The sequence below is a fragment of the Erythrobacter sp. SN6-5 genome, assembly GCF_057364945.1.
The window spans coordinates 867,014-890,488 of sequence record NZ_CP200282.1 but is presented as its reverse complement, the minus strand read 5'-3'; the positions used below and the strand labels follow the sequence as shown (position 1 = coordinate 890,488).

The following is a 23,475-nucleotide window of genomic DNA, read 5'->3' as shown; positions in this document are numbered from 1 at the left end:
AGTCGCGATCGACTGTCCGCTATGCCACTCGTAAAAGTTGCGCGAATTCCTGGGCGGCCTTGTCCAGTTCCTGCGCCTGCTGCCCCAGCTCGTGGGCTGCGCCCTTTACCTTTTGAGAGAGCTGGCCAGCCTGTTCAGCATTCGCCGCAAGGTCGACAATCTTTGCATTGACCCGCTCGGTCCCGGTCGCCGCTTCAGCAGCATGCTTCGATATGTTGGTCGCGACGCTCTCATGCTGGCCCATCGCACTGGTCACTTGCAGGGCAATCTTGCTGATTTGCTCGAGCGATTCTGCAACGCCGGTTATGGAGTGCACAGCGTGCTCGACCTCGCCATTCACAGAGCTTAGTACGCCGCCAATATCAGAAGCGGAGCGGCTTGATTGTTGCGCCAGACTTTTGACCTCCGACGCCACGACGGAAAAGCCAGCACCCGCTTCGCTAGCCCGGGCCGCCTCAATGGAGGCATTGAGCGCCAGCAGATTGGTGCGCCCGGCCAGATCAACGATCACATTGGCGATGTTATCAATACTTGCCGCCTCCCGTTCCAGCGTCTGAGCCGAGGAAACGCTGGACACAGAATCCTGCTGGGCCGCCTGTGACAGACTGGTCTGCTTACTCACCTGGTCAGAGATCTCCCGAACGAATGAAGAGAGGTCTTCAATCGCTGAGGCCACAAACCGAACGTTTTGTGTGGCCTCGCCAGAGGTCGCGGAGATTTGGCTCGCTTGGCGGCCAGCATCAGTCGCTGCATTGGCAAGCTGTTCGGCCGTCTCGGTGAGCTCTAATGTGGCTTTGCTGGCAGCGCGTGCCACGCTTGAAACCGACGTTTCGAACCTTTTCGCCATATCCATGATCGCCGTTTGGCGTTCTGCATCAATACGCTTTTGCGTTTCCAGTTCTTTACGCTCCAGCTCCATATGGGCCTCATGCTCGCGCAATCGGGCTTCGTGAGACTGCTTACGCAGATCCTCTGCTTCCATGCTCATACGGCGAAATACCGCGAGTGCATCGCCAATTTTCTGAAGCTCATCAATGTGCATTTCAGGCACTTCACGAGACACATCGCCGTTCGCAAATTCGGTCGTAATCTCCGCGAGATTGTTCGCGGGCTTAACAATCCAACGCCGAGTTAAGGCAACGCGCAAAAGCAGCGCGATGATCAAAATACCGACGCCAATCGAAATAACGAGGACGAGAGTTTCGGTTTGATTTCTGATTTCAACCTGGTTTTCATCGAGCCGTTTGCCAGCATTGGCTTCAACACTGTCCAGGATCCCAAGCAGGAAGCGATAGTTGCTTAGCCAGCTCAATGGCGATATTACGCCGGATTTGACTGTTTTCGCCTGCTTGGCTGGCTTCTAGCATTTCTGCGGACAATGCCGAAAGCTGCTCCATGGCGATTGGCCCGCTTTCAAAGTCCGGGTCAGAGTTGATGCGTGGATCGCCGGTCAACTGACTTGCCATTTTGGAGAAATCTGCACTGGCCGCTTTGAGGTCACCGCGCAGCTCAATTTGCCCTTCGCGTGATGACATGTCCCAGCTTTCTCGCAGTGCAGAAGCGGCTACATGAGTTTCAAACGCCGCCGCTCGCTGGTCTTTGATGATATCTTCGACTTCGGCCAGAGAGGTTTGCGTGGCCACCAGTTCGCGATTGTTAAAGCCGTATTGAGCCACGAATGAGGCGCCAGCCACAAGCACGACAGCAATCGCCAAATCTGTAATCAGCAAGCGCGAAGTTAGCCGAGGACGTGTCGCTGAGCGTTTGCCGCGCAGCACCAGACCCCATTTTCTTAAGACTTCACCGACACTCATAAGATCGCCCAAAATTTGCCCAATGCGGCTTGGAAATTCGTGCGCCAACGGGTCGCAATGCGCGATCCGCCGGGCAGCGTTCCATCGCGTCTTACGTGGAAATCATTAAGAACGCCTTGTTCGCTGCCTCCGCAGACAGAATTTCTAAAGCCCGCGCCAGATCTTCGCCCGAACGCCGTCCTTTGCGCCGTAACGGCTGGATGTGCAGCGGGCGGGGCGAAAGCGTTTATTGTAACACAACCGGATTTCTTCCAGCCAGCCTTGCCGGTTTAGCTTCACGCCCACTTGGCTGGCGCTCCACCCGCCATTGGCATCGGCGAACGCCTGGCGAATGCGCCCGGCGGTGAGGCCGTCCTCGCGGCTGATCCGATCATAGTCGGGAATGCGCAGGCTCTCCCACAAAATCCGTGTTACCTTAAAATAGGTGTCGGGCCGCTTGGTCATACAGCTGCCGTGTTTGGCCCATTGCCGCGCGACCAGCCGGGTGCTGGGCATCATGCACATATTGCGGCGCGTTTCGGTGGGCGTCAGGCGCCCCTGCGTGGGGCACCATTGCGGCCATGTCCGCCCACTTTCAGGCCACAGGCCATGGACGATCAGGCCAAAACTGCCGTTGTCGCCGCTGCATTGTGTAGAGTGCGAGCGACTGTCCTTCCGCGTGCGGCAAAAGGCTGAGCGACCAGCTCAGCGCCATAGTATAGCCAGTGATCGGCAATTTGCGCGTCTGCCCATTTGGTGAGACCTGCGGCACGTTGCTGATTCGGGGCATCTGACATTGATAGGCCTGGGCGTGTGCAACTGTGGGCAATGCCATGGCCGTGACGGCGAGGAGCGCGATCATTCTCATTCGAATACAGCCTCCTGTTTCAGGGGTTCTGGCGTGAACCATGCGCGCGCTGATGGCGAATATAGCAGCGCACAGCCCACGACCAGAAGCCCGCCTCCGGCCATCGCGTCCCAACTTAGGGCATCCAATGCACCGCCAAGCTGGCGGATGATGCCCATCAGCGGGACTAGAGTAAATGCGCACACCAGAACACGCGCGACCACGCTGTGAAAGCACCAGATCGCGACTACGGGAATGCAGACGATTGAGAACCGGGCTGAAAGGACGACGATGATCCAGTCGCGATCCCATGGGAATTGAGGCAACATACTGCGATATTGGGCAAGCCACCCGTCAATGTCGTTGAGGCCGCCAATCAGCGCCCACAGGCCTACGCCCAGAAAAATCACCGCAAATCCGTGGATTGGCCATGGCCGCAAGCGTATTTGCTCGATCATCCCGGGGCGCCCTTGGTTGCTGCGGCTATTGTGCGAGCCCGACAAGCAATCTTCATACCGGTTTGAAATCGAGGCCTATGTCAGCCGCGGGTGCGCTTTGCGTCAGGCGCCCGACCGAGACGAATTGCACCCCAGTGGCAGCCTTTGCCTTGATCGTGTCGAGGTTGATCCCGCCCGATGCCTCGCACGGCACGCGGCCATCGATCATCGCCACCGCCTCGCGCAGGGTCTCTGGCGACATATTGTCGAGCAGCAGATGATGCGCGCCCGCTTGCAGGGCCGGGCCGATCTGGTCGAGCCGGTCAACCTCGCAGATGATGTGCTCCACCCCGGCCTCCCACGCGCGGCGCACGGCTTCGCCTACGGAGCCTGCGACGGCGACATGGTTGTCCTTGATCATCGCGGCATCCCACAGGCCCATGCGGTGATTGCTCGCCCCGCCCATGCGGGTGGCGTATTTCTCCAGATGGCGCAGGCCGGGAATGGTCTTGCGCGTGTCGAGCAAGGTGCAATCGGGATTATCCATCGCGGTCACATATTCGCGGGCCATGGTGGCAATGCCGGAGAGGTGCTGGACCGTATTGAGCGCGCTGCGTTCTGCGGTTAGGAGGCCGCGCGCATTGCCCGATAGCCGTATAAGGTCGGTGCCCGGCTCCACCGCATCGCCATCTTGCGCGAGCAACTCAATCTCGATCTCTGGCTCCAGCGCGCGGAAAAATGCCTCGGCAATGGGCAGTCCCGCGACGACGATCGCATCGCGGCTGTCCATTACACCAGCGAAACGGGCATCGGCGGGGATCACGCTTTCCGAGGTGACATCGCGCCCACCGCCGATCAGTCCCTCTCCCAAGTCCTCCGCCAAAGTGCTGCGGACGAATTGGTCGAGGTCAAAGCCGGGGATGGTGAATTGGGTCATCTACGCTGTGTGGCGGTTTTTTTGTTTTGCCTCAAGCGCATGGATTTTTCTTTTTGACCCTCAAACGCCGGGCGCAGGTGCAGATGCATCTGCGCAAAACAAACTAATGCACAAAGCGGGCGACCACATCACGGTAGCTGCGGCTCACCTTCACCTCTGCGCCTGAATCCAGCACCAGGAAGCACTCACCATTGGTGTGCGGTTTTACTTGGCGGACCTGATCAAGGTTCACGATGGTGGAGCGGTGCACCCGCTGGAACTTGCGCGGGTCAAGGCGGCGCTCCAGATCCTTCATCGTCTCGCGCAGGATCAGCGAATTGTCGCCGGTGTAGATGCACATGTAATCACCGGCCGCCTCGATATGTTCGATCGACTCGACCTCGACGCGGAAGATCTGTCCGCGATCCTTCACATTGATCAGCTTCTCAAATCGTTCGGACGTTTCCGCTGCGGCTTCGCAGAACTCATCGGCTTTGTCCGGTGCGACTTCGGCCAGCACGTCTTTGAGCTTTTCTGCTTCTTCAGCCGATTTCTTTTCCGTGATGCGTTGGCGCACCCGCTCCAGCGTATCGGCGAGCTTATCTTCGTCGACCGGCTTCATCAGGTAATTCACCGCATTGGTCTCAAACGCGCGGATCGCGTGCTCTTCAAAGGCGGTAACAAACACGAACAGGGGCGGTTCGATTTCCATCACGCCTTTGACGACAGAAAATCCATCGAAGCCGGGCATCTGGATGTCGAGAAACACCAGATCGGGCTTTTGCGTTTTGATTTTGCGAATGGCTTCGCGCCCGTTTGAGCAGGTGTCGATAATTTCGACATCGTCAAAAGGCTCAAGCCTTAATTGCAGGCCTTGAATGGCCAGTTTTTCATCGTCGACTAGGATTGTGCGTATGGTCATGCAGCAGGTCCAATGGCGCGTCTGGGATTAAGCCTAATCACCGACGCTGGCTGGGGGTTGGTGCCGGGGGCGGCAGAATTGGCATCCGCGGGGTCGGAGCCGGTTGCAGTTGCAGCTTGAGCATCAGGGCCAAGTGCAAATTCATCTTCCATCTGGAAGGGGATTTCAATTGTGACGGCAAAGCCGCCGCCTGGGTCGGAGCGGGTCTCAAATTTATGATCGGGACCGTAAGCCTGCATCAGGCGGTTACGAATATTGGCCAGGCCGACGCCGGTGGAGACCGGCTGGTTGGCTTTGTCCTGCTCATAATCGAGCAGCTCGTGCCGGACGGGCGCATTCGCGCCGGGGCCGGTGTCTTCGACTGTGATGCGCAGGCGCCTGGCCATGATCCTGGCGGAAAGGGTGATCTGCGCGCCTTCTTCCTGGGGGGAAACGGCGTATTTCACTGCGTTTTCGACCAAGGGTTGCAGCAGCATAGAGGGTAGGCGCGCGTCCATCGCGTCATCTTCAATCGCAAATTTGGTGCGCAGCCGCTCTTCAAACCGCATCCGCTCAATATCGAGATAAAGCTGCAGTGTTTCGACCTCTTGCGCCAGGGTCACCTGGCTGCCCGGTTCGCTGACCAGAGTGTGGCGCAGGAAGCTGGAGAGGCGAGTGAGCATCGCATTGGCGGGCTCGGTCTGTTTCAGGAGTACCAAAGTGCTGATCGAGTTTAGAGTGTTGAAGAGGAAATGCGGGTTCAGTTGATAGCGCAGCATTGCCAGCTGAGCGCTGGTTGCTTGCGCCTCCAGCCGCTCAAGCCGGTCGGCTTGCTCTTCGACGGTCAGAAAGTAGCTGATCGCGTAATAGAGCGCGCTCCACCCGCCCAGCAGGGTTAGCGGGATGAAGGAGCTGCCAATCAGGCGCTGTGCGAAGCTCGTCTCGCTCGCGCCGCCGATATAGAGGCTCTGCACCCAGGCATCGATTGAGGCGTGAATGATGACCGCAACCAGCACGGCGACGGCCGTCGTTCCCCAGGTTACGATGGGTTGGCGGCCAATTAGCTGGCGATAGATCACCGACAAAACGAGCGTGATGGAAAAGCCGGTTATGGTTGTGAGCAGCAGCAGGACTACCAGATCGAGTGGCTGATCATTTGCCACCGCGACAACGGTCCTCAGCAGGAAATAGCCGCCCCAGCCGGAGAGCTGGAGGGTCCAGAACGCTCTGTTCTTGCTGGCAAAGAACGGCGTAGGCTGAATGGGTAGCATTGCCATGGCCGACCCTTGTAGACGAATTGTGCGATGGATGGCAGCTAGTTTTGCCTGCGGGTGATCGCGCGGACCGCACTTTCTGCCTCGGAAAACTGCCGATTGCACAAAGAATTGAGCGGTTTGGGCTGCCCAAAGGTTTAGTCAGTTAGTTGCTTTGAGCGTGTCGCGAGGGCGCGCCCCCTACTTTCGCGGGCTTTCGGGATCGATCTCGCGGCGGAAGTCTGCGCGCCAATCGGCCCCTTCAAACGCGGGCGATTTTTGTAGGGCTTCGATCAACTCGACCTCTGCCTGAATGAACTCGGCTCGCTCGTCCCAGCCATCATGCGTGCGCCCGCGAAACAGGCCGCCATCGTGTTTTGGGCCCCATCTGGTCATGAACCGGTGTGCCGCGCTCGGCTCATAGCCCGCATTGGCGAGCAGCCATGGCATCAGCCGGTCGGCCTCACGCTCTGTCAGGCGCACATTTTTGCGTTTTCGGCCATTGGCATCGAGCCACACCCTGTGGCCCAGCAGATTGTGCGCCAGCTCATGCGCGATCGCGGCGGCGAATTCATCCTCTGCATAACCGAAACCGACAAATTTCGCCCCGATCACGACGCGGGTGCCCTCGGCAAGCGCGCGCTTGCTGCTTCCGGCCAACTCAAAGCGTGTGGCGCAGGCTTTCACCGATGGGATCAGCAGGTCGCCGCCGCTCGCCAGCCCGATCATGATACGGCCATCCTGCCTGAGCGCTGTGTCGATAAAGTCATGCGCGCGAGTGAGGCGCTGCCAATGGGAGCGCTCCTCTGCGGGCCAACTGTTGATCTCTTGGCCGTTCAGCCGCGTGATTTCTCTGCCAAAACCTAGCCCGCCTGCGTTCCAAGCGGGTGATCCGCGAGCGACCGTCTGAACCGCGAAGTCGCCGAATAGCCCCAGGGTGGCGCGCGGCGAGGTCGGCTTTTTAAAGGCAACCATGTCCTGCAATTGCAGACCGATAGATTGCACAGTCTTTGAACAAAAATCAGCGTTCCCGCGCACCAAACGCCAACCGACATCCTGCAACCTTTGGTCGAGCGCATGATATTCTTTAAGTGCGGTCAGCTTTGCGGAATAATTTGGCTCTGACGGCGTCGCGGGCTTGGCTTCATCCTGCGCCAATCCGGGCGTGCCTATCATCAAACAGGCAATCGTGCCGGTTAGCGTCCAAAGCCGAAATTGACCCTGCCCAAGCATTAGGCGCCAGAGGAATATTGCGCTTCTGCGCCGACCTCACCCAGCGTTTCTTTCAGCGCGTCATAGCCGACCGCGCCGCCGATCACTTTATTGCCGGTGACCCATGCGGGCGTGCCGGAAAAGCCGAGCTGTTGAGCAAGCGAGAGGTTACGGGCCAGTTCCACGCTCACTGTGTCGGAAACCGCATCTGCCTGTGCCTTTTCCCAGTCGAGGCCCACTTCGCGAGCGGCCGCTTCAACCGTTTCAGGTGTCGCCGGACCAAGGCGGAACATTGCCTCGTGGAAAGCCGCGTATTTACCCTGTATCGCGGCCGCCAAGGCCATGCGTGCGGCGCCTTCGCTGCCGTCAAAGATTGACCATTCGCGCACGACCACCATCAATTCGGGGTCTTCCGCGACCAGCCGGTTCACATCCTCAAGGCTCGCCTCGCAATAGGGGCAATTGTAATCGGTAAATTCGACGAGGAGCTTGGTGCCATTGGGATTGCCGATCACCGCGCCGGGGAAGGGGGTGACGACTTCGCTGCGGACATCGGCCAGTTGCTCGGCGGATTCCTTGTCGCGCAGCGCCTCAACCATTTCGGGCAGCATTTCAGGATTTTCCATCATGAAGGCACGGGTGCGATTGTCGGCCAGGCCCGTATAGGACCAGGTCGCTGCACCCAAAAAGCCAAAGACGAGCGCCAGAAACGCGGTTGCGAGTGTCTTGATCAAAATGCTGTTCCCAATTCTTGCGTGGCCAGCAAAGGCGTGGCTGCTCTTGGCCGCGCTTTAGCGGCTATCGCGCAGCCGTTCCAGTTCGCTGCGCGCTTGCAGCGAAATGTCCTGCGCCCTGATCCAGTCTGGCGTGCCCACCGGCAATCCTGCCTCGGCTGCCTGTGCGCTGCGCAAGGCCTCAGGATAGCGCCGCGTCATCACCTGCTGTTCGGCGCTGGCAAGGCGCGCACGCGGCATGTCTCCGCGTGCGGCATAGACCACGCCGAGCTGATACCAGGCGAAGGGATTGAGCCGATCGCGCGTGACAGCGGCGCGCAAAACGCGCTCTGCTTCGGCAAAATTTGCCTCATCCTCGGTCGCGATCAGGGCATGGCCAAACATTGATGCGATCAGCGGCTGGTTGAGCGTGATGTCGGTTGCGCGGCGCAGCGGGATCAGCGCCTCTTCAGGCTGGCCGGATTCGAGCAGGATCTGCCCCTTCACTTCCAGGAAATAGGGGTTGTTCGCATCGGTTGCGAGCAGGCCATCCGCCTCTGCCAGAGCGCGCTCGATCTGGGCATCCTTGTGGAATGCATAAGCGCGGGCATAGCGCGCAGCGATGCTGGTGTCGCTTTCTGGAAAGCGGTTGAGCGTGCGTTTCGGGTCTTTCAAAAAGCCATAAAGCTTGGCCTTTACGCGCTCAAACCGGGCCTGAAGCGCAGGATCATCGGGGGCGTCCCAAGCAGGATCAACGGTATAGGCCTCGCGCAGGCGGGCAATGCGATTGCTTGAAAGCGGGTGAGTGCGGGTGAATTCCGCCTCGTCGTCGCGAGCATAGCCATAACGGCGTGCCTGACCTTGCAGCTTTTCGAAGAACTTGATCGAACCGCGGCCTGAAATTCCGGCTTCTGAAAGGTAACGTGCGCCCGCCGCATCGGCGGCGCTTTCCTGCACCCGGCTGAACGCCAGGAAACGGCCGAGCGCCGCTCTTTGGCCCGCCAGAATTGCGCCGAGTGCAGCATCACCGGCCCCGGCCAGAGCCGCGCCAACGCCGATCAGCAGCGAGAGGATTGAGATATTGCTAGCCGCGCTCGCGCCTTCGCCAAAGCGCACGATATGCCCGCCAGTGATGTGGCCAAGCTCGTGAGCGATCACGCCTTGCACTTCATTGGCGGTATCAGCGGCATCGATCAGGCCAGAGTGGATGTAGACCACTTGGCCGCCCGCGACGAAGGCATTGATTGAGGGGTCGTTGATCAGGACAATATCGACATTGCCCGGCTCCAATTCGGACGCCTCGATCAAGGGTGCGGCCATATCGGCCAGCAGGGCCTCGGTTTCTGCATCGCGCAGGATCGATTGGGCAGAGGCGGTCTCTATCGCCAGTGCGAAACTGGCAAGCAGTGCGAATGCCGCCGTCGCTAAACGAGACGAAGGCCGGGCGAAAGGATGCAAAAGCGCGCGCATGCCCGCAGGACTAGCGTGATCTCGTCCTGAACCGGAACTGAAGTCTTTGCCTGCGCGCCAACTTCTTTGGCGAATAGTGCAATTGTTTCGTCGACATCACGCGAATTTCGCCACGGCGCAGCCATGGAAATCAGCGGGTCGTTGTGCTCCATTTCGGCGTAGAATTTGGTCCGTACACTGCCACCAGCCGCCGTAATGCGTTTCTCCAGCTCGCGCGTGTTGCGCGGATAGACCAACGTGTCTTTCTCCCCGTGGATGAGCAGCATTGGTGGGGCATCGCCGCGCACGTGATTGACCGGCTGGGTCGCCTCCGGATCATCAGCGGGACCGAATGTGTTGATCGTCGAATCGCTGTCGAATGGATAGAAGTCATAGGGGCCGGACAGGCCGACCACGCCGGCGATATCGCTGGTGCTGAGGCCGTGCGCGCCGAGCCATTGCTCCTCCAGCGCAGCCATAACGACATTATACGCCCCGGCAGAATGCCCGGCGACCACAATCTGTTCTGGATCGCCGCCAAATTGCGCGATTTCCGTCTTGGTCCAGGCGATAGCGCCAGCAGCGTCTTCGAGCATCGCGGGATAGACCGCCTCTGGGTGCAAGCGGTATCCGGCGAGCACCACGACAAAACCTTTGGGCACGAAAGCGCGGCCAACAAAGCCATAATCTTCCGGATCGCCAGAGCGCCAGCTGCCTCCGTGAACGAACAATAGGACTGGGCGCTTCGCTGCGTCCTCACCAGCGTTCTCAGGCCCCCAGACGAACAGGTTTTGCGCCTCACTCTCGCCGATAGAAGCCTCGGTCAGCAGGACCACATTGTCTGTGCCGCCGGTTAACCGATCGACCGCAGTCAGCACGGCGGGGCCATTGCGCGAAATCGCAAATTGTAGCGCCAATCCGCTCACCAAAACCAGCGCCACGATCGTGCCAAGCACCCACAGCATAACGCGCACCTTCTTGCTTTTCATTGCTTGCCCCAAAGGCCTCTTGCGCAGCGCAGCACGCCCAATTGTGTCTGTTTCCGCCAGAGGATTTCGATTGAATAGAGCGCGCGCGATAACGCCTCCGGTCCCATGCGTATAGGGCCGAAGGCGTCAAAAATTTGCAGCGATGTAGTTCGTTCTGGCGGTGTTGTGTTAGCCAACCAGCTTGCGAGCGGCGCGCTCGATCATCGGAATGTCTTGCTCGATCTCACCAAGTAGCTCGACTTCGCCCAGCTCATTGCGGCGAACCATGACCAGGCCAAATTCTGGTCCTTCATGACTCAGCGCTTCTAAGGTGAGAGCTTCCAGCTCGCGCAGCTTATTAGCGAGTTCAGCGCGGACCTTGCCCGCCTCTTCAACCGGCTTGCCGGCTTCTTCACGGCGCAGACGGCGCTCGGAACTGACGACACCTTTGAGACCGCCTTCGGCTTCGCGCAGGAAGCCAGCGAGGCTGCCCCGTTCCAAACCAACGCGGTGTGCATGGGTCAGGACGGTCGCATATTCGGTAAGGCGCGTTTTGTCGTAATCGCTGCCAAACACCAGCTTCACAACCGGGGTCATCGGCGCGCGTTCTTGAACGGTTAGGCCGCTTTCCGCGATCAGTTCAGCATAATCCTCTGGCGCATCCTTGGCGGCGAGCGAGAAGTCATAGGCGCGGCCAACAGCGGCATAAAGCGCTTGGCGGCTGCGATCTTCAGTTGCGTTGGCGGTCTCAGCCAGCTCGCGTGCAGAGGCAAGGCAATCATACAGACCTGCGTCCTCTGGCAATTCATCGGCGAGGCTGATCGCATCAGCCACTTCCTCAAGCGACGTGCGCTGCGGGACGGCTGGCGCGGCGGGTGCTTCCTCGGCCACAGGCTCTGGCTCGATGGCTTCTGGTTCTTCAGCAAGAGCCTCTTCAATCGGGGCTTCTTCAGCCACCGGCTCGATTGCTTCCGGCTCAGGCTCGCTAGCAACAGGTGCAGCGGGGACAGGATTGAGCGGGCGTAGGTCTGCGACATGCTCTGGTTCTGCGTTATCCTGGGCGTAATCCGCCGCATCGTCATTGCCAGCATTGTAATCGGCTGGATTGTATTCGCCCGAACCCATCTCAGCGTTTTCGCTTTCAAGCTCGTCCGGATCCATTTCCAGCGCTTTGGCCTTTTTGGTCGGTGCTTCGATGTAATCGGTCAACGAGGCAAAGCCATAATCGGCTGAACTGTCTTCTTCCTCGTCTTCGTCTTCCGGCTCGTCGAGGCCGTAATCGCCAAAGCTCGGCATCGGCAGATCGGCACTGTCCTTTTCGCCGTATTCCGCGTCCTCTTCAGCGGACCCTGCAGCGCCGCCAATTGATGCGATGCTGGCAAACTCGCCTAGGTCGAGTGGTGATTTTTCTTCTTCTTCAGCCACCACATCCAGGTCCAGCACTTCTGACTCAGCGGGTTCGTGGCTTGCGGCTTCGCTCATTTCGGTCGTCGGCATGAATCTGCCCATTCAGCAAGCGCGTCGGCGGCATGTTTTTGCGGCTCATCCGCTTCGGCTTCGATTTCTTCTTCGCTTTCCAGCGCCTGATCAATTTCAAGCAGCAGCTCATCAGCTGTCACCTGATCGGCCATTTCCTTCCAATTGATCACGCCATAGATGAAATCGATGGTGTCATCATTGCTGGAAAATGGCAGCAAGATGCCGCGATACAGGATCGCAACGCCGCGCTGATTCACAAACTCCGCTTCAAAACCAATCGGGGCCTGATTGGCGAGAATTTGCATGTAGTGATCGGTAATCCGGCTCAGCAAAGAGCGCGGCGGAACATCGGAAAGCTGCGAGATATGGCCGTCTGTACCGCATTCCTCGGCCAGTAGGCCGCCCAGAAAGCGCACAGCGGGATCATCGATGCCTGATGAGAAATCGAGCACAACCGAATAGGGCCCGAAATCAGGCAGGCTTTCCGGTTCTAGCGAATCAATCGCGGGGAAATTGCGCTCACCCAGCAGGCTGGCCCAGTGATTGTAAGCGCGCACTTGCATGCGGCGCTCATCCTGGCCGATCGAGATCCGGCGGCAGGTCGCGTGCGTCCTGCTCTTCACCGGTATCCCAATCCTGATTGTCGTCGGCTGGTTCCGTAGAATCGAAAGCGCCCCGAAGATTGTCCATGGCCCGTAATTGCCCCTTTTTAAACGGTTCTTGGGAGCGTTTTGAAGGTGCATGGTAAACATGTCGTTAAGTTGCGCGGGAAAGTTGTGCCGTCATCAAAAAAGGCGTCTTTAAGCGCGCATGCCGCCGGTTTGCTGGATTGACGTCGTGGTGTTTTGCTTAGCCTGGAAGTTAGGGTTCCGCTCCGCTCAGAAGGCTTTCCGGCGGGCTGGCGTCAGCCTGCCATAGTTTTGCGCCATGGGGGGTTAGAGCAAGTAGCGCATTTTTATGGTCATCGCCTGATTGGCGGTGCCATGCTCAAACACGGCGTCCTTGTATTTGGGCGGACCCAGGCGAACCTTTGCGTCGCGAGAGAAGCCGAACCCTTCCTTGGGCATCATGCCAAGGGCGCGGTCCGCTTTGCCATTGTCGTTTTCATCATGCAGCAGCGCAATCGCATAGGTGCCCGGTGCAACGCCGGTGAAGCGGATCTTCGCATTCTTGGTGGCCGGTACGACCACGCGCAGGGCGTTCGGGTCTTTGCGGCAATTGGGAAAGCTCTCTTTATGCTTGGTCAGGCAGGCCCGGACCACGCCTTTGGTCGAGCGAATATTGGTGATCGAGATCTCCACCTCGCTCGCCTGAGCTGGGGCGGCCATGCCCGTCGCAGCTGTGCCTGTGATCAGGCTGGAGGCGATGATCCGGCTCATCCCGGCGCGTGTCCGGCCTGTTCGACTATACGGCGCGACAATCCAGAATCGGTTTTGCAAATCCTGTCCCATATTCTGAAATAAAGTCCGAAATTGCATTGATAATCCTCGTGATGTCGCTCGTGATGGCTGGCTGTTATCACCCAATTCCCCAACGCGGAATGAACAATCCAGCGCGGAAATATCTCCCACCCCATATGATTGGTCACGCCCATCACCGTCATCACGGTCAGCACAATGCCCAAAGTCACGACGTGAATGGGAATCACAAACATCAGCAGCGGGATGATGATCGCGCCGCTCACCGCCTCAATCGGGTGAAAGCTCATCGCCGTCCAGGCGGTTGGCGGGCGGCTGTCATGGTGGACCCGGTGCGCCAACTTAAACCAGCGCGGGCGGTGCATCAGCCGGTGAGTCCAGTAAAACCAGGTGTCATGCGCCAGCAGATAGAGCATCAGCGACACCGGTAGATACCACAGCGGATAGTCGCTTATATCACTGTAAAGGAAAGTGAGATCGTGATGCCGCCAGCTCCAGATCGCGGCCGCAGCGGGCACGCCGAATATCCCAGCGGATAGCAGCGACCAGCGAATTTCGCGCGCGATCTGTTTGCCTTGCCCATCATACAGGCCGGGCCGGGCCTTACGGGTCAGCAGGTCGAACAATCCGCTGGTAAGCAGATAGCGCAGAGCAATGATCACGGTTACTGCCGCACTGCTCAGCGCAATGGTGACCGGGATGCTATAGCCTTCAATCATAAACCATGCCCATCGCGCGGACTATGACGCAGAACAGGCGCTTTGCCTATGAGCTTGTGCGGTGGTCGCTTGCTGGCCGACCGGGCGGCTGCCCGCGAACCTAACCGAGTGCCAGATCGCTGCAGTCAGGATCGAGTATTGCGGTGTGCCGCCGCATCGCCGCTCTGGCCAGGCGCTCCACCTGTGCCTTGCGGCGTGCCGGTGCGAGCGGCTGTAATGGGGCATGGCGCAGGATCTCTGCATCATAACCATCGGCGACGATCACGCCGCAGGCGTCCGGTTGATAGGCCTCACTTTCCAGCGGGCTGCGATCCAATCCGGGCGCAAGCCCCCAGAAAAAGCGATCGCAGAAATCCAGGTAATCCGGCCACTTGCTATCGCCGAGCAAATCGCTGCGCGCGACCTTGATCTCTACGATCACGATCTGCCCCTTGGCATCGACCCCCATCAGATCGGCCCGTCGTCCATTTTTGAGCGGCATTTCCGGCAGGCACCAAATGTCATTGCGCGCAAACAGTCGCATGATCCCGCGCGCCGCTTCTTTGGCGGTCACAGGGGGCGGGCTGGCCGCTGAACCGCCGGGGCGCTGCGAATCGATGGTGGTGGAGGTCTCACTGGTCATTCAATGAAACTGGAACATAGCAAGAACTTGGTCAAGCCTCTTGCGCTGTGTTCGGCTTAATTTCAGGCGGCATTCCGCCCAAGCGCCGCGCTGTGATCCACGCCGATCAGGCGCAACATCGCGCCGCGCGCGCAGTGAAACTCACGCCACAGCGCCAGCGCCGGCACCGACGCATCCTGGCCGCGCGCGGTGATCGTGCGTAGAGCGGTCAACCCCGGCTGCAACATCGCATCAATGTCTTCGATCCCTTGCCAGGCCAGTTCCTGAGCGGTTTTTCCAGCATCCGAGAGATTGCCGGGAAACGCAGCGATCTCGCCTTCAAACTTTTCGCCCGATAGCTCGGCAAGCTCAGCCACTTCGCCCGCTTGATCGTGCAGGTGCCGCCAATTTTGTGCAAATTGGGCTTGCGGCTTGGGTGCTGCTGCGGCGCGGCGCATGGCGCGAGCTTGGTCGGGATAAAATGCTGACATAAGGCCATCCGGACTAGCTTAGGCGTATTGCCGATCGGTTAACCGCGCGTAGGCAAATGCGCCGCGAAACGCGTTTTTGGGTGGTGCGGCGGTGATCAGCTTGCTAGACGCGCGCCGCAGATGCCGTGAGGCGTCGTGGCACCCGTAGCTCAGCTGGATAGAGCGCTGCCCTCCGAAGGCAGAGGCCAGAGGTTCGAATCCTCTCGGGTGCGCCAGCTTTTTCAAACACTTGCCGCGCCGCACAATTTCGCCGAGGAGGGCCGTAAGTGAAATATAAGTGCAGGCCGTGATTTTTCCCCGGAAAATCAGCAGTTTTTGCAAGCTCGTGCGTCCATAAAGGTTCGTAACTGTCCAAATTTGTACGAATCGGCTTGGCTTTGCGCTGTGAGATGACTTGCAGAAATGTCGGCTTGGCCGAGACTGTGTACTGAAGCAGACCTTCCGCTTCCGACCCAAAAAAGTCGAAAGTTCAGTGTTTGACTAGCGGGCGCTATACCAACCCTGCCAAGGCCGCTTTGACAGCTTTTTTACGCCTGCGGCTGACCGGAACCCTAACCCCTTGTCTAAGGGTAATAGAGGCGCCAAGCGAGTGTAGTTTTGCTTTGGCAATATCTTGATCCAGTGCAATCCACCAGGAGCGGTGTGTTTGTACGCCTTGATACCCTGCCACTGCGATGAGCGCATCTTCGAAACTCATCAGGATCAATGTATCCCCAGTCTCAGCATAGACACGGACATAATGATCCTCTGCTTTCATAGCGATGAGAGGGCTCGCTTGTAGCTCTGCTGGGAGCTTGCGCTTCAGAAGGTCTATTGCCTTGGACGCGCCCTCGCGTTCACTGGTGCGGCTGATCTCCTGACCAAGTATCAAAAGTGGTAAAACGATCAGAAACGAAAAGCCAAGCCAAGCAACCAGCGCGATAGGCCAAGCCTGCAGGAAGGGCATATCCATTGGCATCAAGCCAAAGAGCCAATTCATCAGTACGCCGAAAGCCGAACCGACAATCGCAAAGCCAGGCATCAACAAGGCTGTCATCAGGCGCGGTGAAAACGAACTCGGAGCAATCAGCATCACAAGAGCTTTTAACCCCTGCCAGATACACCAGGGCACGAACAGCATGGTCACCCAGTATAAAAGACGCGTTTCCAAAGAGAGGGAAACGAAAGTACCATAAGGCCCGGCAAGGCCGATCCCTAAACCAAGAATCAGAATGAACGCGCCCTCCAATGCGCGCGTCCTCCCTCGCATGCGTGAAACAGGCTTTGATCTCTCTACCATTCGCGAAACGCCAGCGGCTTTACGCTACCACTTGCGAATTCCGCGTACAATTCGGCTTCTAGCGACTTCACAACATTTTCCTGTAGCCCATAATTCTGACGGAAAGACAGCATCATAACAAGGATACTTCTGCTATGCACTGGCTAGAGGTGCTTGCTGATTACAGCTTCGCACATAATTTTAATATTCTCATCCACGTCAGCTTTGGAACCTTGGCAATCTTGCTGGGCATTTATCAAATCTTCTCTCGCAAGGGAGGTGCAACGCACCGTCGCGTCGGCAAGCTCTTCGTGCTCGTCATGTCCGTTGCGTTGGTGACAGCCGTCATTGGTACATTTGTCTTCGGCTTTAGATCCCTCCTTGCCTCCCTGACTCTGTCTGCGAGCTACCTGCTGATCTCCGCTGTGCGTGTATTTACTATTCGGACGAGCGGACCAAAGACCTTCGACAACGCTCTCTCATGCGCCGCCATTCTTGCTGGTTTAGGAATCATCGCTCTAATCCAGGCCGGACCACAGGACGCAGCAACAATAAGCTATTCCGCTCTTGGGAATATGTTTGCATTCTCCTTCTATGATCTTCTGCGCAATATTGGCGGAGCAGCTTGGCTGAAACGCTCATGGTTGAACGAGCACATCGTCAAAATGCTTGGCAGTTTCGGTGCCTTGCTTTCCGCAGCTGGAGGCAATGTCATGATCGCGCTGCAGCCATGGAGTATATTTCTACCGGCCGGGTTGAGTACTATGCTGATCATTCTCTTTATCCTTTGGCCCCCGCTGACCACAAAGAGTGCTGATAACAATGTAGCCCAATCGCCAATTGGACAAACAAGAGAGTAGGTTGATCTATCTCACTCACGCCGGATGACATAAACATGACACTAGGAAACTCTCCTTTATTCGCATGCGCCCTTTTCACATCCGCTTGCATGCCTGCTTTGCAAACCGCTTCTGAGCTGCGAACACCACAGGCGACGCGGGAGTTCTCGCCTCTGGCATGCCAGGTCGGAATCTATCGGACCGACGCCAGGCGATTTGTAGCGATAACCCGGTCTGGTGAGGGCTTCGCGTATAGCTTCGACGATGGCATTCTGGGCAATATTCAATCGCCGGGAGCAATGGTAGAATGCGGCGACGGGGACGTGCGTATTGAAAGTGCTGAAGTCTGGGATAGAGTTCCCATCATCCAAACCGACACCCACTTTCTCGCCGATGGCATTCTGCTAACCGGCCGTCTTATTGAACCGATTGGTGCCGATAATAGCACGCCACTATTGGTGTTTGCACATGGCTCCGAAGATACGGCCTGGATTGAGCGGGCGCGCGATCCGTATCAGATGGTGGGACGTGGCATCTCGGTATTCGTCTATGACAAGCGGGGTACGGGACAGTCTGAGGGCCGATACAGTCAGAACTTTCCATTGCTTGCAAAGGACTTGGTGGCGGCTTCTCGAGAGGCAAAGCGATTGGCCGAAGGCCGGTTTGGGCGCCTCGGTCTCGTAGGGCTGAGCCAAGGAGGGTGGATCGCACCGCTCGCCGCCAAAGATGCGCGGGCTGATTTCATCAGCATTGGATACGGCCTTGTTGCCGATATTCGGGAAGAAGATGCAGCACAGGTCCAAAAGGAACTTCGTGACGCAGGATACCCAGAGAGCGTTCTGGCGGCAGCGGTTGAGATTACCGACGTGACAGCTAGAATTGCCTCATCCGATTATACCGATGGTCTGGATGAACTAAGCGATCTTCAACGAAGGTACTCTGCAGAACCTTGGTTCTCAGTGATCCAAGGGGGATATAGCGGTGTCTTTTTGAAGACGTCTGCAGCGGAACTGGCTGAAAATGGCGTCCCACGCTTCAACGATCTAGATATTGACTGGACGCTAAACCCAATGGCTGTGATGCGAAGCGTTGATGTGCCTCAACTTTGGGTTCTCGCTAAGCGAAGATCGTGAAGCACCGATTGATCTTACGTTAGAGAGACTGTCCACTCTCAGACAGGAAGGCAAAGACATCACGATTTACACATTCCCGGACACTGATCACGGCATGTGGGAATACACTTTACGCGATGATGGTTCACGTGAAATGACCCAAGTGACGCCAGACTATTACGATCTGATGGCGGATTGGGCCAAGGGTGCGGTTAAGGCCGATTACGGCAGAGCATTCGTGGTCGATAGGTGAAAGCGGTGATAAATCAGGCGGCTAGCGAGGTGGCCGCCGCCGATTGGACGGAACGGAAGGTCAGCCTTTAGCTTGCGACTCATCCGCTGAGACGCATGACATCGAAAGGTGCGGCCGGACTAACGTTATGGGACATTCGAAGTTCGGAGGATTGGCATGTTTTTGACCGAAGATTACGCAAATTTTTTGGCTCTGAATTTGATCTTCCTCATCAGCTTGGCCGTCTGTTTGGCTCTCCAGTTCTTTCCTCGATTTCGCCGCGCATCCAACCCTCTTGTCTGGGGGATTTGGGGCTACCTTGCTCTTGGTGCTCTGTATTTTGCGCAATATCCAGTTGCCAGCCTCCAAGAGAGTGATTTTAGAAATTCTCCGAAAAGACAAACTTCTATTGGTCAGGATGTTACGGTAAAAAGTCTGCGTATTCGCGATCCTGGTTTTTCGAGAGTCGAGCAAGCTGCCTATTCCTGTTTTGGCTCTCACTCATTTGAACAATGTTATGCGCCGTTCCTAGTGAAGGTTGGAGACGGAACGTTAGATTTCATTGAGATTGGGGAGAGTCCAATCATCCGTTATCAACGGGGATATAATGAAGACGCTTGCCTTGGTAGGGAGGCAAAACTGACAAGCCAAATTGATGATCGTCATATTGCATCAGATTTGACGATATGCATCACCGCTCAAGAAGTCGATACATCAACAGCTGAATATCTACTCGCTGCCGAACGAGACCAACTCGCTTGGCCCAGTGAGATGTCATATTCTCGCGTATCCTTAACCGATATCGAAGCCGATAAAGTCGTCGATCAATTTGTTAGTTGGGACGGGGATCGTCCTTATACTAACAACCAAGGCTCGCACTCTTCCGACAAGGGCGGCCCGCTTGCACGGCTATTGGTCTTGTCAGACTGACTGCAAGGGTCGCGCATTGCGCCTAACAGCACCCTGGCCTGCCCCTAGGAAAGTGAGCCACACTGAGAGTTAGGATTTTGGCTATTTACAGCTTGAAAGGAGCTGAGAATGGCACGGAAGAGATACACGCCAGAACAGATTGTCGGGATGCTGCGTGAGGCCAAGGTGAGGCTATCGCAGGGAGAGAGGGTTGGTGCGATCAGCCGGTCGCTGGGCATCTCGGAGCAGAGCTACTACCGCTGGCGACGTGAGTATGGCGGACTAAAGGTGAACCAGGCGAGGCGCTTGAAGGATCTGGAGAAGGAGAACCAGCGGCATAGGAAAGCGGTGCCTGATCTGACGCTGGATGCCCTAGTATTGAAGGAGGTTGTGGAGGGAAAGTACTAAGCCTTCACGGCGTCGACTGGCCATCGATCATGTGCAGGAGGTGTTGGGCGTGTCCCAACGTCGTGCCTACAAGGTCGTTGGCCAGCACCGCTCGACCCAACGCAACCTGCAGATGAGAAGCCACTGACATCGGTGATTGTCCGCCTAGCTCAGCAATATGGCCGCCATGGCTACCGTCAGATCACAGCACTGCTGCGCAATGAAGGTTGGTTGGTGAACACCAAGCGGCTTGAACGGATATGGCGACGTGAGGGGCTCAAGGTGCCGCAGAAGCAGGCAAGCGTGGACGGTTGTGGTCGGAACTCTAACTTAACCGGTGGACCACCATAATGGGGCAGGCCAAACTCTGAAACGGCAGTTTGGCAATGTCCGCTTTCACCCCCAATTTCAGTCGGTGAGCGATGGCTCAACGTGGGCCGATTGCTGTCAGGCTGCTTTTGGCCAATCACAGCTATAAACCAGACATTTTGCTTACGACCTATTTGCGGACACAAAAGGCCAATGAGCAGAATTACCCCCGCTTCTCGGTGTTGGCACCGAATCTAGCTCGCAATGAGCAATTTTCTTCCGCCCGTTAGGCATCGCCCAGATTGCTCTGCATTGCGGCCAAGGTGGACTTGAACGTTTCCAAGTCCTCGCCCTTTATTCCCGCAAGCAAGCGCGCATAGACCTGATCCGCTTCGACTCGCATCTGTGGGAGTAACTCGATTGCAGCGGGTCGCAGGTGCACCTGCCACACTCGGCGGTCGTTTTTGGCGCTGCGCCGTTCTACCAGGCCCAACTCTTCTAGTCGGTCAATAGCCTGTCCGATGCTTGCACGCTCCAGCTCCAGCTTCCCGGCCAGTTCGGTCTGGGTCATGCCGGGTGTGCGGTAGAGATAGGCCAATGCGCGCCACTGGGTGCGAGTGAGTCCAAACTGTTCGACTGAGGTATCGAAGGTTCGGCGCAATCGTCTTGTCAGCTCTTCCAAGAGAAAAACCAACCGGTCTTGATCGGTCAGGAATGCCGCCGCTTTTTCATCGGGATCGTGGTCGAGCTTTGTTGCCATGCAAGGCACCTTAACACAGCATCGGTTTAGATAAAGTCATTTACTGTAAAGCAATTTACAATATAGTGGCTTGCGATATGGAGATTTTGACCACCAGAATTGATGGAGCGGGAGGACTCTCCCTTGCCGCAGAGGCGGTTGGTGACGAGGGTGCGATGCCCATCCTGCTGGCACATGGCGGCGGGCAGACGCGCCGTGCGTGGAAGCGCGTGACAGGTGATCTGGCCAAAGCTGGCTACCGCGCAATTGCGATCGATATGCGCGGTCATGGCGACAGCGATTGGGCTGCGAGCGGAGCATACGATTTTCGAGACTTCGCTTCTGACCTCGTTGCAATCGCCTCGCAGATGGACCGCGCCCCAGCGCTAGTGGGTGCTTCTCTCGGTGGAATCGCCGGAATGATCGCCGAAGGGCATCTTGCGCCAGACAGCTTTGCATCAATGACTCTTGTCGACATCGCGCCGCGTATGGAACCGGGCGGTGTGATGCGTGTGGTCGGTTTCATGGAAGAGCACGTCGAGACTGGTTTTTCTTCGCCTGAAGAAGCGGCAGAAGTCATCGCGAGCTACATGCCGCATCGCCGTAAGCGCAGGGCTGGAGAAGGTCTACGGCGCTATTTGCGGCAGAAGGAAGACGGTCGTTACTATTGGCACTGGGACCCAGCCTTTATCCGCAATATCATGACCGCGAAGCGAAGCGATCCGGCTCATCAGGATCGGCAATTCGATGCGCTAAGCGATGCGGCCAGTCGACTCTCGCTGCCGCTGCATCTCATTCGTGGAGGATCGAGCGATCTAGTTTCCGAAGAGGCGGTGGCGCATTTGCGCGACCTAGTCCCGCACACCGAATATTCCGACATCGCAGACGCAACGCATATGGTCGTGGGTGACGCCAACGATGCCTTTTCGGCAGCGATCCTCGATTTCCTAACCCGCCATCATCCACCCCAAGGTGCTACAGCATGAGCAAGGAGCAGGGTCCAATCGATCGCGAACGCCTTGATGAGCTGTTGCGGATTGCTCCATTTCATCAATGGCTTGGCCTGACGGTAAAGTCGTGTTCGAGCGAGCAGATTGAGCTGGAAATGCCATGGCGCGAAGAGATCATCTCGAACCCGATGATCGGTTCAGTTCATGGCGGGGTGCTTGCTTCGCTGATTGACCTCACCGGGCTTTACACTTTGCTCTCGCAAGGCGTGACAGCGAAAGCGACCGCCGATCTTAGAGTTGACTATCATCGCCCGGCGACTTCTGGGCCGCTCACTGTGACCGGCCAAGTGGTCAAGGTCGGAAGGCAAATCTCAGTTGCCGAAAGCCGGATAGTTGGACCGGAAGGCAAACTGATCGCCAGCGGCAGGGGGGCCTACATATGTTAGCGCGCGCCACTCTAGCTGCTTTCTGTTTGGCTCTTGCCGCATGCTCCGGTGATGTGGCCGAAATCGAGGCCGACCAAGAAACGCAGTCTGGTCCGCGCAAAGTTCAGACATTGGCCGTCGAAACCGAATTGCTCGCCGACCCGGTGAAAGCATTCGGCACCATCGCGGCCAAGCAAAGCAGCTCGATCGGGGCGCTTGCAGAGGGGCCGGTTGAGCGCATTTTCGTGAAGGTCGGCGACAGGGTATCGCGCGGCCAACCGCTCTTTCGCATCCGTCAGGCTGACTACCAGCGGCGCGTGGCCGAAGCGCAGGCCGCCGTCGATCTCGCCAATGCCCAAGCGATCGAGGCAGAGCGGCGCTACGAACGGGTTATCGCGCTTGCACCTAAGGGTTTCGTATCAAAAGCGCAGGTCGATGCGGTCGAAACGGAACTTGCCGTTGCGCGAGCGCAAAAAACACAAGCTTTGGCGGCGCTCGGCACCGCGCAGCAAGCGTTGTCCGATACCATCACGCGAGCGCCATACGATGGCGTAGTTACAGCCAGGTTCGTCGATGAAGGGGTCTATCTCAACAACCGCTTTTCAATGGGAGGACAATCAGCGGCACTCCAATTGCAAGAACTCGGAACGGTTGCCGCCATCGTGAACGCGCCGCAGGAATATGTTGACGTCTTCCGGCGAAATATGCCCGCTCGTGTCTACATCGAAGGGTTCGATGAGCCGCTCGATAGCATTGTCTATATCATCAACGACCGGGTCGATCCCGAAAGCCGGATGGTCGAATTGCGGCTACCCATCGCCAATCCGAACTACCGCATAAGCTCCGGTCTGGCCGCGCGAGCCGAAATCGACGTGCCAACAGTGCAAGCTATCATTGTGCCACGCACTGCTATCCTCGGCGACAGCTCCGCTGCGCATGTCTTCGTGGTGGCCGATGGGAAAGCACAGCGCCAAGAAGTCACATTTGAGAGTCTCGATCTCGACCGCATTCGCATTCGAACGGGGCTGGAGCCGGGTGATGAGCTTGTCCTCGATCCGGGAGCTTCCTTACGAGACGGCGAGCTGGTAGAACCTCGCCAAACCGGCGACCTGAACTGA

At 57.5% G+C, this 23,475-nt stretch carries 25 protein-coding genes, 1 tRNA gene and 3 pseudogenes; 9 read left to right on the top strand and 20 right to left on the bottom strand.

Going from position 1 to position 23,475, the window contains the following annotated elements:
• Positions 1–19: 19 nt before the first annotated feature.
• From AC0V6Z_RS04330 to AC0V6Z_RS04245, 18 genes and pseudogenes are all read right to left on the bottom strand, one after another.
• Complete coding sequence (locus AC0V6Z_RS04330) at positions 20–1,312, bottom strand: methyl-accepting chemotaxis protein (protein ID WP_472640160.1); 1,293 nt, start codon at positions 1,310–1,312, stop codon at positions 20–22.
• Positions 1,260–1,814 (bottom strand): hypothetical protein, encoded by a 555-nt coding sequence (locus AC0V6Z_RS04325; RefSeq protein WP_472640159.1) that lies wholly within the window; start codon positions 1,812–1,814, stop codon positions 1,260–1,262. The genes AC0V6Z_RS04330 and AC0V6Z_RS04325 overlap by 53 nt, the downstream gene beginning before the upstream one ends.
• Positions 1,815–1,958: 144 nt before the next feature.
• Positions 1,959–2,426, bottom strand: a pseudogene (locus AC0V6Z_RS04320) (ribonuclease T2 family protein); the annotation flags it as partial.
• Positions 2,411–2,590 (bottom strand): hypothetical protein, encoded by a 180-nt coding sequence (locus tag AC0V6Z_RS04315; RefSeq protein ID WP_472640158.1) that lies wholly within the window; start codon positions 2,588–2,590, stop codon positions 2,411–2,413. The pseudogene AC0V6Z_RS04320 and the gene AC0V6Z_RS04315, both read right to left, overlap by 16 nt.
• A gap of 67 nt (positions 2,591–2,657) precedes the next feature.
• Positions 2,658–3,098, bottom strand: a complete 441-nt coding sequence (locus tag AC0V6Z_RS04310; RefSeq protein ID WP_472640157.1) for a hypothetical protein — start codon at positions 3,096–3,098, stop codon at positions 2,658–2,660.
• 52 nt (positions 3,099–3,150) lie between these two features.
• Positions 3,151–4,014 carry a carboxylating nicotinate-nucleotide diphosphorylase gene (gene nadC / locus AC0V6Z_RS04305; protein ID WP_472640156.1) on the bottom strand — a complete coding sequence of 288 codons (864 nt, stop codon included), beginning with the start codon at positions 4,012–4,014 and terminating at the stop codon, positions 3,151–3,153.
• Positions 4,015–4,117: 103 nt separating this feature from the next.
• Positions 4,118–4,915, bottom strand: coding sequence for a LytR/AlgR family response regulator transcription factor (locus AC0V6Z_RS04300; RefSeq protein WP_472640155.1), 798 nt, complete (start codon positions 4,913–4,915; stop codon positions 4,118–4,120).
• Positions 4,912–6,171, bottom strand: a complete 1,260-nt coding sequence (locus AC0V6Z_RS04295; protein ID WP_472640154.1) for a sensor histidine kinase — start codon at positions 6,169–6,171, stop codon at positions 4,912–4,914. Before AC0V6Z_RS04295 ends, AC0V6Z_RS04300 begins: the two co-directional genes overlap by 4 nt.
• Before the next feature lie 177 nt (positions 6,172–6,348).
• On the bottom strand, positions 6,349–7,323 hold the full coding sequence (locus tag AC0V6Z_RS04290; protein ID WP_472640153.1) for a M48 family metalloprotease: 975 nt from the start codon (positions 7,321–7,323) through the stop codon (positions 6,349–6,351).
• A 56-nt stretch (positions 7,324–7,379) separates the two neighbouring features.
• On the bottom strand, positions 7,380–8,093 hold the full coding sequence (locus tag AC0V6Z_RS04285) for a DsbA family protein (protein WP_472640152.1): 714 nt from the start codon (positions 8,091–8,093) through the stop codon (positions 7,380–7,382).
• A gap of 57 nt (positions 8,094–8,150) precedes the next feature.
• On the bottom strand, positions 8,151–9,542 hold the full coding sequence (locus AC0V6Z_RS04280) for a M48 family metalloprotease (RefSeq protein ID WP_472640151.1): 1,392 nt from the start codon (positions 9,540–9,542) through the stop codon (positions 8,151–8,153).
• Positions 9,497–10,510 (bottom strand): alpha/beta hydrolase, encoded by a 1,014-nt coding sequence (locus AC0V6Z_RS04275; RefSeq protein ID WP_472640150.1) that lies wholly within the window; start codon positions 10,508–10,510, stop codon positions 9,497–9,499. Before AC0V6Z_RS04275 ends, AC0V6Z_RS04280 begins: the two co-directional genes overlap by 46 nt.
• A gap of 168 nt (positions 10,511–10,678) precedes the next feature.
• Complete coding sequence (locus AC0V6Z_RS04270; protein ID WP_472640149.1) at positions 10,679–11,986, bottom strand: hypothetical protein; 1,308 nt, start codon at positions 11,984–11,986, stop codon at positions 10,679–10,681.
• 74 nt (positions 11,987–12,060) lie between these two features.
• Positions 12,061–12,658, bottom strand: a pseudogene (locus tag AC0V6Z_RS04265) (PAS domain-containing protein); the annotation flags it as partial.
• Between the two features lie 245 nt (positions 12,659–12,903).
• On the bottom strand, positions 12,904–13,347 hold the full coding sequence (locus AC0V6Z_RS04260) for a DUF2141 domain-containing protein (RefSeq protein WP_472640148.1): 444 nt from the start codon (positions 13,345–13,347) through the stop codon (positions 12,904–12,906).
• Positions 13,344–14,105, bottom strand: coding sequence for a sterol desaturase family protein (locus AC0V6Z_RS04255; protein WP_472640147.1), 762 nt, complete (start codon positions 14,103–14,105; stop codon positions 13,344–13,346). Before AC0V6Z_RS04255 ends, AC0V6Z_RS04260 begins: the two co-directional genes overlap by 4 nt.
• A gap of 100 nt (positions 14,106–14,205) precedes the next feature.
• The gene (locus AC0V6Z_RS04250; RefSeq protein WP_472640146.1) at positions 14,206–14,727 is read right to left on the bottom strand and encodes an MmcB family DNA repair protein; all 522 of its coding nucleotides are present in this window, start codon (positions 14,725–14,727) and stop codon (positions 14,206–14,208) included.
• Positions 14,728–14,789: 62 nt separating this feature from the next.
• The gene (locus AC0V6Z_RS04245; RefSeq protein WP_472640145.1) at positions 14,790–15,197 is read right to left on the bottom strand and encodes a hypothetical protein; all 408 of its coding nucleotides are present in this window, start codon (positions 15,195–15,197) and stop codon (positions 14,790–14,792) included.
• A gap of 138 nt (positions 15,198–15,335) precedes the next feature.
• On the opposite strand from AC0V6Z_RS04245, the gene AC0V6Z_RS04240 reads away from it, so the two are divergent.
• Positions 15,336–15,412: transfer RNA gene (locus tag AC0V6Z_RS04240), tRNA-Arg, on the top strand.
• Between the two features lie 275 nt (positions 15,413–15,687).
• Here AC0V6Z_RS04240 and AC0V6Z_RS04235 read toward each other — a convergent pair.
• The gene (locus AC0V6Z_RS04235; RefSeq protein WP_472640144.1) at positions 15,688–16,425 is read right to left on the bottom strand and encodes a LytTR family DNA-binding domain-containing protein; all 738 of its coding nucleotides are present in this window, start codon (positions 16,423–16,425) and stop codon (positions 15,688–15,690) included.
• Positions 16,426–16,610: 185 nt separating this feature from the next.
• On the opposite strand from AC0V6Z_RS04235, the gene AC0V6Z_RS04230 reads away from it, so the two are divergent.
• From AC0V6Z_RS04230 to AC0V6Z_RS04210, 5 genes and pseudogenes are all read left to right on the top strand, one after another.
• Complete coding sequence (locus tag AC0V6Z_RS04230) at positions 16,611–17,315, top strand: DUF2306 domain-containing protein (protein WP_472640143.1); 705 nt, start codon at positions 16,611–16,613, stop codon at positions 17,313–17,315.
• A gap of 89 nt (positions 17,316–17,404) precedes the next feature.
• Positions 17,405–18,427: a serine aminopeptidase domain-containing protein gene (locus AC0V6Z_RS04225; protein ID WP_472640142.1), complete on the top strand. Its 1,023-nt coding sequence runs from the start codon at positions 17,405–17,407 to the stop codon at positions 18,425–18,427.
• Entirely contained in the window at positions 18,387–18,659 is a 273-nt protein-coding gene (locus AC0V6Z_RS04220; RefSeq protein ID WP_472640141.1) for a hypothetical protein, read from the top strand. Before AC0V6Z_RS04225 ends, AC0V6Z_RS04220 begins: the two co-directional genes overlap by 41 nt.
• A gap of 156 nt (positions 18,660–18,815) precedes the next feature.
• The gene (locus AC0V6Z_RS04215) at positions 18,816–19,568 is read left to right on the top strand and encodes a hypothetical protein (RefSeq protein WP_472640140.1); all 753 of its coding nucleotides are present in this window, start codon (positions 18,816–18,818) and stop codon (positions 19,566–19,568) included.
• 108 nt (positions 19,569–19,676) lie between these two features.
• Positions 19,677–20,251: pseudogene (locus tag AC0V6Z_RS04210) on the top strand (transposase); the annotation flags it as partial.
• Positions 20,252–20,529: 278 nt separating this feature from the next.
• Here AC0V6Z_RS04210 and AC0V6Z_RS04205 read toward each other — a convergent pair.
• Positions 20,530–21,003 (bottom strand): MarR family winged helix-turn-helix transcriptional regulator, encoded by a 474-nt coding sequence (locus tag AC0V6Z_RS04205; RefSeq protein ID WP_472640139.1) that lies wholly within the window; start codon positions 21,001–21,003, stop codon positions 20,530–20,532.
• 77 nt (positions 21,004–21,080) lie between these two features.
• Between AC0V6Z_RS04205 and AC0V6Z_RS04200 the strand changes: the two genes are divergently transcribed.
• Genes AC0V6Z_RS04200 through AC0V6Z_RS04190 form a run of 3 tightly spaced genes read left to right on the top strand, consistent with a single transcriptional unit; the run spans position 21,081 to position 23,475 of the window.
• Positions 21,081–21,968, top strand: a complete 888-nt coding sequence (locus tag AC0V6Z_RS04200) for an alpha/beta fold hydrolase (protein WP_472640138.1) — start codon at positions 21,081–21,083, stop codon at positions 21,966–21,968.
• The gene (locus AC0V6Z_RS04195) at positions 21,965–22,378 is read left to right on the top strand and encodes a hotdog fold thioesterase (RefSeq protein ID WP_472640137.1); all 414 of its coding nucleotides are present in this window, start codon (positions 21,965–21,967) and stop codon (positions 22,376–22,378) included. The genes AC0V6Z_RS04200 and AC0V6Z_RS04195 overlap by 4 nt, the downstream gene beginning before the upstream one ends.
• Entirely contained in the window at positions 22,372–23,475 is a 1,104-nt protein-coding gene (locus AC0V6Z_RS04190; RefSeq protein WP_472640136.1) for an efflux RND transporter periplasmic adaptor subunit, read from the top strand. Before AC0V6Z_RS04195 ends, AC0V6Z_RS04190 begins: the two co-directional genes overlap by 7 nt.

What these genes read in the sequence shown, in the direction of transcription:
- AC0V6Z_RS04270 (WP_472640149.1), bottom strand. Translation starts at nt 11,986, where the DNA reads ATGCCGACGACCGAAATGAGCGAAGCCGCAAGCCACGAACCCGCTGAG.
- nadC (WP_472640156.1), bottom strand. Translation starts at nt 4,014, where the DNA reads ATGACCCAATTCACCATCCCCGGCTTTGACCTCGACCAATTCGTCCGC.
- AC0V6Z_RS04295 (WP_472640154.1), bottom strand. Translation starts at nt 6,171, where the DNA reads ATGGCAATGCTACCCATTCAGCCTACGCCGTTCTTTGCCAGCAAGAAC.
- AC0V6Z_RS04195 (WP_472640137.1), top strand. Translation starts at nt 21,965, where the DNA reads ATGAGCAAGGAGCAGGGTCCAATCGATCGCGAACGCCTTGATGAGCTG.
- AC0V6Z_RS04205 (WP_472640139.1), bottom strand. Translation starts at nt 21,003, where the DNA reads ATGGCAACAAAGCTCGACCACGATCCCGATGAAAAAGCGGCGGCATTC.
- AC0V6Z_RS04245 (WP_472640145.1), bottom strand. Translation starts at nt 15,197, where the DNA reads ATGTCAGCATTTTATCCCGACCAAGCTCGCGCCATGCGCCGCGCCGCA.
- AC0V6Z_RS04190 (WP_472640136.1), top strand. Translation starts at nt 22,372, where the DNA reads ATGTTAGCGCGCGCCACTCTAGCTGCTTTCTGTTTGGCTCTTGCCGCA.
- AC0V6Z_RS04300 (WP_472640155.1), bottom strand. Translation starts at nt 4,915, where the DNA reads ATGACCATACGCACAATCCTAGTCGACGATGAAAAACTGGCCATTCAA.
- AC0V6Z_RS04325 (WP_472640159.1), bottom strand. Translation starts at nt 1,814, where the DNA reads ATGAGTGTCGGTGAAGTCTTAAGAAAATGGGGTCTGGTGCTGCGCGGC.
- AC0V6Z_RS04255 (WP_472640147.1), bottom strand. Translation starts at nt 14,105, where the DNA reads ATGATTGAAGGCTATAGCATCCCGGTCACCATTGCGCTGAGCAGTGCG.
- AC0V6Z_RS04280 (WP_472640151.1), bottom strand. Translation starts at nt 9,542, where the DNA reads ATGCGCGCGCTTTTGCATCCTTTCGCCCGGCCTTCGTCTCGTTTAGCG.
- AC0V6Z_RS04230 (WP_472640143.1), top strand. Translation starts at nt 16,611, where the DNA reads ATGCACTGGCTAGAGGTGCTTGCTGATTACAGCTTCGCACATAATTTT.
- AC0V6Z_RS04220 (WP_472640141.1), top strand. Translation starts at nt 18,387, where the DNA reads ATGTGCCTCAACTTTGGGTTCTCGCTAAGCGAAGATCGTGAAGCACCG.
- AC0V6Z_RS04215 (WP_472640140.1), top strand. Translation starts at nt 18,816, where the DNA reads ATGTTTTTGACCGAAGATTACGCAAATTTTTTGGCTCTGAATTTGATC.
- AC0V6Z_RS04290 (WP_472640153.1), bottom strand. Translation starts at nt 7,323, where the DNA reads ATGATAGGCACGCCCGGATTGGCGCAGGATGAAGCCAAGCCCGCGACG.
- AC0V6Z_RS04315 (WP_472640158.1), bottom strand. Translation starts at nt 2,590, where the DNA reads ATGTCAGATGCCCCGAATCAGCAACGTGCCGCAGGTCTCACCAAATGG.
- AC0V6Z_RS04275 (WP_472640150.1), bottom strand. Translation starts at nt 10,510, where the DNA reads ATGAAAAGCAAGAAGGTGCGCGTTATGCTGTGGGTGCTTGGCACGATC.
- AC0V6Z_RS04250 (WP_472640146.1), bottom strand. Translation starts at nt 14,727, where the DNA reads ATGACCAGTGAGACCTCCACCACCATCGATTCGCAGCGCCCCGGCGGT.
- AC0V6Z_RS04225 (WP_472640142.1), top strand. Translation starts at nt 17,405, where the DNA reads ATGCCTGCTTTGCAAACCGCTTCTGAGCTGCGAACACCACAGGCGACG.
- AC0V6Z_RS04310 (WP_472640157.1), bottom strand. Translation starts at nt 3,098, where the DNA reads ATGATCGAGCAAATACGCTTGCGGCCATGGCCAATCCACGGATTTGCG.
- AC0V6Z_RS04260 (WP_472640148.1), bottom strand. Translation starts at nt 13,347, where the DNA reads ATGAGCCGGATCATCGCCTCCAGCCTGATCACAGGCACAGCTGCGACG.
- AC0V6Z_RS04200 (WP_472640138.1), top strand. Translation starts at nt 21,081, where the DNA reads ATGGAGATTTTGACCACCAGAATTGATGGAGCGGGAGGACTCTCCCTT.